The sequence below is a fragment of the Waterburya agarophytonicola KI4 genome (genome assembly GCF_020640915.1).
Lineage (GTDB): Bacteria > Cyanobacteriota > Cyanobacteriia > Cyanobacteriales > Xenococcaceae > Waterburya > Waterburya agarophytonicola.
This window is the reverse complement of record NZ_JADWDC010000076.1, coordinates 15886-21378: the sequence shown is the minus strand read 5'-3', so window position 1 is coordinate 21378 and position 5493 is coordinate 15886. Positions and strand designations below refer to the sequence as shown.

At 36.9% G+C, this 5493-nt stretch carries 6 protein-coding genes and 2 pseudogenes; 4 read left to right on the top strand and 4 right to left on the bottom strand.

The window, feature by feature from the left end; translation table 11 throughout:
• Nucleotides 1–352: 352 nt before the first annotated feature.
• Together I4641_RS20295 and I4641_RS20290 are read left to right on the top strand one after the other, a co-directional pair.
• Nucleotides 353–811 (top strand): archaeosortase/exosortase family protein, encoded by a 459-nt coding sequence (locus I4641_RS20295; protein WP_229642408.1) that lies wholly within the window; start codon nucleotides 353–355, stop codon nucleotides 809–811.
• Nucleotides 812–826: 15 nt separating this feature from the next.
• Nucleotides 827–1275: pseudogene (locus I4641_RS20290) on the top strand (transposase); the annotation flags it as partial.
• Here I4641_RS20290 and I4641_RS20285 read toward each other — a convergent pair.
• From I4641_RS20285 to I4641_RS20275, 3 genes are all read right to left on the bottom strand, one after another.
• Nucleotides 1262–1717, bottom strand: coding sequence for a 4-Cys prefix domain-containing protein (locus tag I4641_RS20285; RefSeq protein ID WP_229642407.1), 456 nt, complete (start codon nucleotides 1715–1717; stop codon nucleotides 1262–1264). The pseudogene I4641_RS20290 and the gene I4641_RS20285 overlap by 14 nt on opposite strands.
• A 268-nt stretch (nucleotides 1718–1985) precedes the next feature.
• Nucleotides 1986–2858, bottom strand: coding sequence for an S-methyl-5'-thioadenosine phosphorylase (locus tag I4641_RS20280; protein WP_229642406.1), 873 nt, complete (start codon nucleotides 2856–2858; stop codon nucleotides 1986–1988).
• Nucleotides 2859–2924: 66 nt separating this feature from the next.
• Nucleotides 2925–3425: a hypothetical protein gene (locus I4641_RS20275; protein ID WP_229642405.1), complete on the bottom strand. Its 501-nt coding sequence runs from the start codon at nucleotides 3423–3425 to the stop codon at nucleotides 2925–2927.
• A gap of 109 nt (nucleotides 3426–3534) precedes the next feature.
• Here I4641_RS20275 and I4641_RS20270 point away from each other — a divergent pair, with 109 nt between their 5' ends.
• Entirely contained in the window at nucleotides 3535–4053 is a 519-nt protein-coding gene (locus I4641_RS20270; RefSeq protein WP_229642404.1) for a phycobiliprotein lyase, read from the top strand.
• Nucleotides 4054–4068: 15 nt separating this feature from the next.
• On the opposite strand, the gene hisIE is transcribed toward I4641_RS20270, so the two are convergent.
• Nucleotides 4069–4710, bottom strand: coding sequence for a bifunctional phosphoribosyl-AMP cyclohydrolase/phosphoribosyl-ATP diphosphatase HisIE (gene hisIE / locus I4641_RS20265; protein WP_229642403.1), 642 nt, complete (start codon nucleotides 4708–4710; stop codon nucleotides 4069–4071).
• Nucleotides 4711–5258: 548 nt separating this feature from the next.
• Here hisIE and I4641_RS20260 point away from each other — a divergent pair.
• Nucleotides 5259–5493 (top strand): annotated as a pseudogene (locus tag I4641_RS20260) (hypothetical protein); the annotation flags it as partial.

The window sequence follows — 5493 nt, the reverse complement described above, 5'->3', positions numbered from 1 at the left end:
GTTAGTGCTTGTAATCCACTGACAGAAATTCTCCCATGCACCGCGAGTTTCGCGCGTTTGTAGAGTAGTAGTCATGTGTTATATGATTGCGTTATTTATTTTTCTAGGTTCGTTCTATTACTAGAACTAGATTTGCAGAAACGAGATAAAAATAATGTGTCTCTGCTCTCTATGTAATTAATATAGCTAAGTATTTGTACTTTATCAAGGTAAATTACAACGTTTCTAGTTATGTTAAGTATAAGCAGAGATTATGACTTGTTTTTAAAAAGAAGAGTAGCGATCGCGATCAAATATTTACTACAATTAGAGTACAAAATGAAAAATAAGTAAATTCAACTTTCAACAGTTAATGACCCATAGCCACATAAAATACTGGTTAGCTTTGATTGGTATTGGTTTGATATCTCTGCACTTGTATTTAAGTGAGTTATTCAGCAAGGCTGGTTCTGTCAGTCATAACTCTTTATTCTGGATGGTAGTGTTGTTCTCGATCTGGGAAAAAAGAGATAGATTACAATTAGAAAGCGATCGCATTTCCAGTTTTTGCGGTACAGCCCTTATATCTTTAGTACTCTATAAAAGTCTGCATTTATTTCCCGATGACTTTTTTTTGCGTATTTCCCCTTTACTTTCCTTGATTGGGTGGGGACTATTAGGATCTGGCATCAAAGGAATTAAACAATATAGTCAAGAAATTTTCTTGTTATCCTTTCTGGCTATCCCTTGGGAATTTATCTATATTAGAAGTTACGCATTGACAAAAAACAAGAAAAATGGTCTACACGGTATAATACTTGGACTACATTAGCACTTGAAACTTGTTTTGAGAGAACAATCTAAACCCTCGACAGCAAAGTGTAACCGTTCGCTGTACATCCTATTTCTACTAGCTGAACCAAAATATGTGAGTTGTGTTCGTCTGTCCGAAGTTATGCAAGATATCAGTCACGATAGCGTGAACCGATTTTTGTTGAGAGAAAACTATACCCCACAAGAGTTGAATTAAAACAGATTGACCGTCAAAGCTTTCGTCAAATTCATGATAGTCATTGGCAAATCGAGAGTTTTCATCGGGTTATTAAACAGGTGTGCAATATCGAAAGATTTCAAGTACGAACAGAATCGGGTATTAGAACTCATTTATTCTGTGCTTTGCAAGCTTTCAGTCAATTACAAACTATGAGAGTAGAAGGCTTAATCGACAACCTCTATCAAGTGTCAAGACAGTTGTTTGTACCTGTTATTCGCCAGTTTATTATCAATAATCTTTCTTAAACCCTTGCTTCTTGACCCCACAATTCTTTATTTTTGTCAATGCGTAAGTCCTATAATACTGTTCTTGTGATTCGACAAAGTAATCTTTTAAAGCGGGAATATGAAAATGTTCTCCCAGCAATTCTAAACGTTGGGCTTCTTGCTCAAATAACTCGGCTGCTTTGGCTTTATTTCGGCTATGGGGTTCAACCCAAAACTGTTTGATGGCACAATAAGGTTCTGAAGCTTGGGACTGATCAACCCCTTTAAATGTTCTACCAAAGCCACCTTGACCGATTAGTTGTAAAGCCCGATAGCGATCCTGTAGCAGTAGATTAGAGCCACAATTAATACAAGCTTGTGCGTCGGCGGAATTTTCTGGCTGAGAACAATCTCGATTAAAACAATAACAACTATTACCCTGAAGGTTGGATAATTCTTCCCGTGTGGATTTAACCATTACTAAATCTTTCCTTAATTACTAAAATAGCTAGTCCTCAACCACTCCTTCATCACTCAGTTTGTTGGCTAGCGATCGAACACTAAAAATATGTGACAAACATAGTTTTTATTATAGCAATTTTGTAATTGTCAGTGTGACAAGCGGAAAAAGTCGGATTTAGTCGGGAGTATAGAATTAATTTGTTCTTTTTTTATGTTTGTTATGTCCACCCTACATTTTTCTAATTCATATCGAGTAAAGCGATCGCCTTAAAAATAGAGAAATGTTAAAAATACTTTTTGGTTAATAAAGATAATTTTTCCTTAGTTTCTGCTGGAATTTTATCGGGAGGGGTAAGAATAGCAAATTTCAAAGCGGAATGGGCGATCGATTCTGGAGGATTGGCATTTAACCTTTTAACCGCTTCCTTGATTACCAATTGAGCATTAACGGCGTTTTTCTGTAGATTGCCGATAATCATCTCTACCGTAACGCTATCGTGGTCTGGATGCCAACAATCATAGTCTGTAACCAAAGCCAGGGTTGCATAGGCGATCTCTGCCTCTCTAGCGAGTTTTGCCTCGGTTAAATTAGTCATACCAATTACCGTTGCATCCCAGCTGCGATAAAGATTAGATTCGGCTTTAGTAGAAAATGCAGGGCCTTCCATACAGATATAAGTACCACCGCGATGTAGACTCGATTCAGCTAAATCCAACGATTCTACAGCATCACCCACGACTTTAGCTAAATTAGTACAAATAGGATCGCCAAAGGCAATGTGAGCTACTAACCCCTCGCCAAAAAAGGTGGCAGGGCGATCTTTGGTGCGATCAATGAACTGATCGGGGATCACCATGTCTAGAGGTTTAGCTTCTTCTTTGAGAGAACCTACCGCAGAAGCAGAAATGATATATTCTACTCCTAGTTGCTTCATGGCATGGATATTAGCTCTAAATGGTAATTCTGTGGGCAAAAGATGATGATTGCGTCCGTGGCGAGCTAAAAAAGCAACTGTAGCATCTTCTAATTTACCGACGATCAAAACATCTGAGGGATCGCCAAAAGGAGTAGATAACTTAACTTCTCGAACGTCTTTGAGTCCGTCCATTTTATACAAACCGCTACCGCCAATAATGCCGATTTTTGCTTCTACCATGAGCTATGAAATATTGAATTGAATTATGCTCGATTATTTTAGCGAGATTAAGTGTCTTTAGTTTGTTCAATCTTCGACTTCGGTGGCGAGTACTAAAGGCATTATTTCTGTCCCTGGATCGAAAGTAGCGTTGCTTGCCAGGCGATCGCGAATCAGTTTAGCAATCATTTGATTTAGGCGATACATTTCCGCACAAGGATTATAACGATACTTAACATCTATAATGCGTTGCTTTTTACGGATAATTAGATTTGAATTTTTTTTCTTTTCTTCAACTTGTTTGCTGCGGTTACGAAGAAAGATATCGGGTTTTTCTCCTCGATTTTTGACATCGGGTAAAGTCTCTGAAAGGTAATTTCTCCAGTATCCTCTGTAGTTTTCGCTTTTGGGATTTTTAAAAAGTTTAAAACTATCCATAGTAGGAATATATAAGGCGTAGAACTCGCCCTCTTTGATTACCTGAAAACAACCCCAATCTTTTTCTTGTCGATTGAGCAAAATATTGAGAGTTAATTCGAGAGAAGGCAAATCGGCGACGGAAGTAAGATATTGTTGTTGACTATTCATATGACTTTGATGAGGATTGCAGTATTGCCAAGAAAACTAATATATGGTCAATTAAATAAAGGCAATAATTTTATAAAATTTCTAGAGAGATTAGCAAAATAATATAATCATGGATTTAAAAGAATTCCTAAATTTAAGTGCGGGTAAATGGTTTAGCCAGCGGACTAACTATTTTGTAGGAGGGGAAGCTGACAATAGTAAAGCAGATATTACTATTGAACTTGTTAACCCAGAAGATATTAAAGCAGTGGAATTGTGCAAGAAGCATAATCTAGATCCTCAGCTAAGTCTTGGGGGTACAATTCAAAGTTGGGATAACTCAGTAGACTGGGGTAAGCCTAAGCAAGTAGGTTCGGCTACGGTAGTTTTAGTGAGCAACTCCGATGATGACACCAAGGGAAAGCTAATTCGCCCCCAAGACAGCAAAGTTTGCGGACATTATGTTCTTGGTGCAGATGAAGCTCTAACCTTGACTATCAAAACCGATGAAATGCAAGCGGAAGAACGTCAATGGTTTGCTAGTGATAATTTGAGGATGCGTACTACTGTCGTTAAATTTCACGATGGTAGAAAACAAACTTCTTTTTATTCAGAAATTCGCAAAGCACCTCCTGCAAATAATGAATAATGAACAATTACCGTACTATCTTCTAGATTGTAAATGGCGATAGACATCGCGGATATCTACGTTATGGTGCGCTAAGGCAACTAAGGTATGGTAGAACAAGTCTGCCACTTCAGAAGCGATCGCATTACCATCGTCATCTTTGCAAGCCATTACTACTTCGGCTGATTCTTCACCAATTTTTTTGAGAATTTTATTATCTCCCCCTGCAAGCAACTGACAAGTATAAGAAGTCTCGTAAGGATTCTCTTGGCGATCGCGAATCACTCGATATACTTCTGATAGGGTATCTGCGGGGGGAGCTTTTTTACTGCTGTTTATTTGGTGAAAACAGCTACGTTCCCCTGTATGACATGCAATATCTCCAATCTGCTCGATAGTGATCAGAAGAGCATCACTATCGCAATCGTAACGCAGCGATCGTACTTTTTGAATATGTCCAGAGGTTGCGCCTTTGTGCCACAATTCCTGACGAGATCTACTCCAATACCAAGTTTCTCCCGTCTCGATAGTTTTTTGCAAAGACGCTTGGTTCATCCACGCCATCATTAACACTGTACCGTCAAGATAATCTTGAGCGATCGCAGGTACTAAACCTTGCTCGTTGTAACGAATTTTTTCTAAAGGAATAGCTAGATTATTTGTTTTACTTGAAGACATTACATTATTATTTGCTGAGGTCGATCGCGAATCAATCTTACATTGTCACGCAAAAGAGTAAAAACTCCAAGCTGATTCATGGCAAGTTTGGTTTTTACTGGTCATCAATTGAATTTATTTTACTCAATTAATACTTAATAATATTCACCAAGTTCTCAGCAATAATACTTATTTTGTACATCTAATCAATTTACCTCAGCTAAAATACTGATATTGATAATAGCTAAGAATATTTAAGAGATAAGTAAATATATCTAATGCCTTAAATCCGCATTTGTTAAACGAGAATTATTAAGTACTGATCTCTTTTCTATACCTTAGCTTTATGGAATTGAGAATTATGTTTTTAATTTTTAAAAATATACTATCAAATACTTATCTTGTTTTTTACTTTTGTCAACTTTGAGCGACGCTTTTGGGGTTTTAAAAGTTCCTTTTATAGAGAAATATATTATCTAAAAAAGGAATTTTATTTGCCTATCTTTTTTTTTACTTTTTATATTTATCTTGTAGAAACCAAACGAACTGAATACATTAAAAGAATAACTATGAAACTCCAATTAAAAGCTTTATCTGTTACTTTAGGTTTAGTTGCCCTATTAGGTGTTGGAACTTCCGTTAAAAGCAGCACAATTGAAGTAAGTCAACTTGATACTTCTGCTGAAATTTCTCCTGATGGAATTGAATTACAAGATCTAAAAGAAATTGATGATACCGAACTAGAAGCTAGTGAAGAAATTGATGATACCGAACTAGAAGCTAGTGAAGAAACTGATGATACCG